This is a genomic window from Mesorhizobium sp. NPDC059025, from assembly GCF_042739655.1.
Classification (GTDB): Bacteria; Pseudomonadota; Alphaproteobacteria; order Rhizobiales; family Rhizobiaceae; genus Mesorhizobium.
Genome location: NZ_JBHYIM010000033.1, coordinates 1 through 2,516 on the forward strand (window position 1 = coordinate 1; position 2,516 = coordinate 2,516).

3 protein-coding genes are annotated in these 2,516 nt (G+C 60.8%); all 3 read left to right on the plus strand.

The features are described 5' to 3' along the window. Nucleotides 1-471, plus strand: a 471-nt coding sequence (locus tag ACFWYE_RS30950; RefSeq protein WP_379115817.1) for a PepSY domain-containing protein, incomplete at its 5' end; no start/stop codon positions are given. 3 nt (nt 472-474) lie between these two features. Continuing rightward, nucleotides 475-1,137, plus strand: coding sequence for a response regulator transcription factor (locus ACFWYE_RS30955; protein ID WP_379115818.1), 663 nt, complete (start codon nt 475-477; stop codon nt 1,135-1,137). A gap of 155 nt (nt 1,138-1,292) precedes the next feature. Next, nucleotides 1,293-2,516 (plus strand): sensor histidine kinase (locus ACFWYE_RS30960; protein ID WP_379115819.1); only part of this gene is annotated, 1,224 nt, incomplete at its 3' end.

Below are 2,516 nucleotides of genomic sequence, written 5' to 3' on the forward strand. Positions count from 1 at the left end.
GCAGATCCGGAGATTGCTGTGAGACGACTGGCTGGCTTGAGGTGTCTCGTGACATGCGGGGTGCTGCTGTTGCTCCTATCGGCAGGCGCGCACGCTCAGGATTCGGGCGAGGGCTCGGACGACGGCGGAAACGGCGGCGTCAGCAATTCGGATTCGGAGTCCGAAGACGCGGGCAGCGAGCAGGACGGTGGCATCTGGGGGGGCTATTCGGTTTCGCGACCGTCCCCGGAACCCGATGATGCCGATCGGGGCAGGGACGCAGCCCTGGATGCGGTGCAGAACCAGCACGCCCTTCCCTTGGACGCCATCGCTGCCGCGACCCGGAAGTTGACCAACGGCCAGATCCTGGACGCGCAGCTGAAGTCGGTCGGTGGATCACTTCGCTATGAAATGAAGGTTCTTGAATCCGGGGACCAGCTCCGTCGCTATTCGTTCGATGCCCGAAGCGGTCGCCTGGTCGGAGTGAAATGACGGATGCGCGTTCTGGTCGCTGAAGATGATCGCCGCATTGCCCAGGCGCTTGACCAGGCACTCGCCGCGGCGGGGTTTGCGATCGAGTTCGCCTCCCAGGGGGAAGATGTCTGGTTTCGCGGCGATACCGAGACATTCGATGCCGTCATCCTCGACCTGGGACTTCCGGACCTGGACGGATTGACGATCCTCAAGCGCTGGCGTCGAGCAGGACGCAACATGCCTGTGCTGATCCTGACTGCCCGCGGGCAATGGAATGAGAGGGTGGAAGGCATAGAGGCGGGTGCTGACGACTATGTGGTCAAGCCCTTCCGTATCGAAGAGGTCGTTGCCCGGATACGTGCCCTTGTGCGTCGCGCGAGCGGGTTTTCGTCCTCCCAGATCGAGGTCGGACAATACATGCTCGACACGCGCATGAAGCAGGTGACCCGCGACGGGCTGCCGGTATCGCTGACACCGCAGGAATACCGCCTCTTTGCTTTCATGGTGCATCAACGGGCGAGAGTTGTCTCGCAACTGGAGATAACAGAGCATCTCTATTCGCAGGATTTCGCCAGGGACTCCAACTCCGTCGAGGTCCTGGTCGCTCGTCTGCGCAAACGGCTGGGCGCTGATGTGATCGTGACGCGCCGGGGGCTGGGATACACGCTCGGCGGCAATTTCTGATGAAATTTGGCTCGCTCAAGGTTCGGATGATTGTCGGGACCGCCGTCTCGATTGCTTTTGCGCTCGTTCTGGCCGGCATCGCGCTTGGCTACATGTTCGTTGAAAGCGTCGAGCGGGGAGCGCGGTCCGATCTTTCGGCAACCATGGCGCGTCTTGTGGCGCTGGTCGATCTGGACGTGACCGGTGCTGTACCGCGTCTTTCAGGCCGATTGCCCGACCCCCGCTATGACACGCCACACAGCGGCCTTTATTGGCAGGTCCGCGATATGGACTCCCAGCGGACGATACGTTCCCGTTCGCTTTGGGACCGCATGCTGGAGACGGATCCCAAGCTGGAGGGGCAGCGGTTCTCGACGATGACGGGACCTGCAGGGCAGTCACTGATCGCCCTGTCGCTGAACGCGAACTTCAAGACCAACCAGCAGGACAAGCGCTACCAGATCATCGTTGCCCAGGACCGCTCCATACTCGACGATTCCATCAAGGACTTCGCCTGGTCAATGGTGATAGCCCTGCTTGTTCTGGGCGGTGCTCTCGTCGTCGTTGCTGTCCTGCAGGTGCATTTCGGTCTCCTGCCATTCAAGAAACTGCGTCAGGACGTCGAGAGCATTCGCAAGGGGACAGCCAGTTCGGTCGAAAGCAGCTATCCCGCAGAGGTTGTCCCCTTGGTCGTCGAGGTCAACGAACTGCTGGCGCTGCAGCAAAAATCCATCGAGTTCGCACGTTCGCGCGCCGCCGACCTCGCACACGGGCTCAAGACCCCGCTGTCCGTAATCGGCACCATCGCGCATGAACTGGAGGTGCGCGGCGATCATCACCATGCGGCCGTCATCTCCGACCTGGCGAATGAGATGCACGAGCGCATCGACTATCAACTGCGGCTATCCCGGCTGCGTCATCGCGCACGGCTGCATGTGCTGAGGGCTCCGTTTAACCCCGTGGTGACGCGGGCGATGCTCGTTCTGCAGAAGACAAAAGAAGGCGAACGCCTCGAGTGGCGCACCGACATGCAAGATCAGCTCGATGTCGATATCGATGCAAACGACCTCATCGAACTTGTCGGGATCGTTCTGGAGAACGCCGCAAAATGGGCGAGATCCGCAGTGAGCGTCCGACTCCACAAAGACGGCGATGTCGCTGAACTGAGAATAGGCGACGACGGACCGGGAATCGACCAATCGAACTTAAATCTGGTCGGCGTGCGAGGGCGGCGTTTTGACGAGAGCGCGCCTGGAAGCGGTCTGGGGCTTGCAATCGCAAGAGAGATCATAGCCCTGAACAACGGATCGATGTCGTTTCAGAATCGTTCGAGTGGTGGCACGCTCGTCATCTTGAGACTGCCTCTCGCCTTGACCCAGAATGGCGCGGAAGGCGAAGGA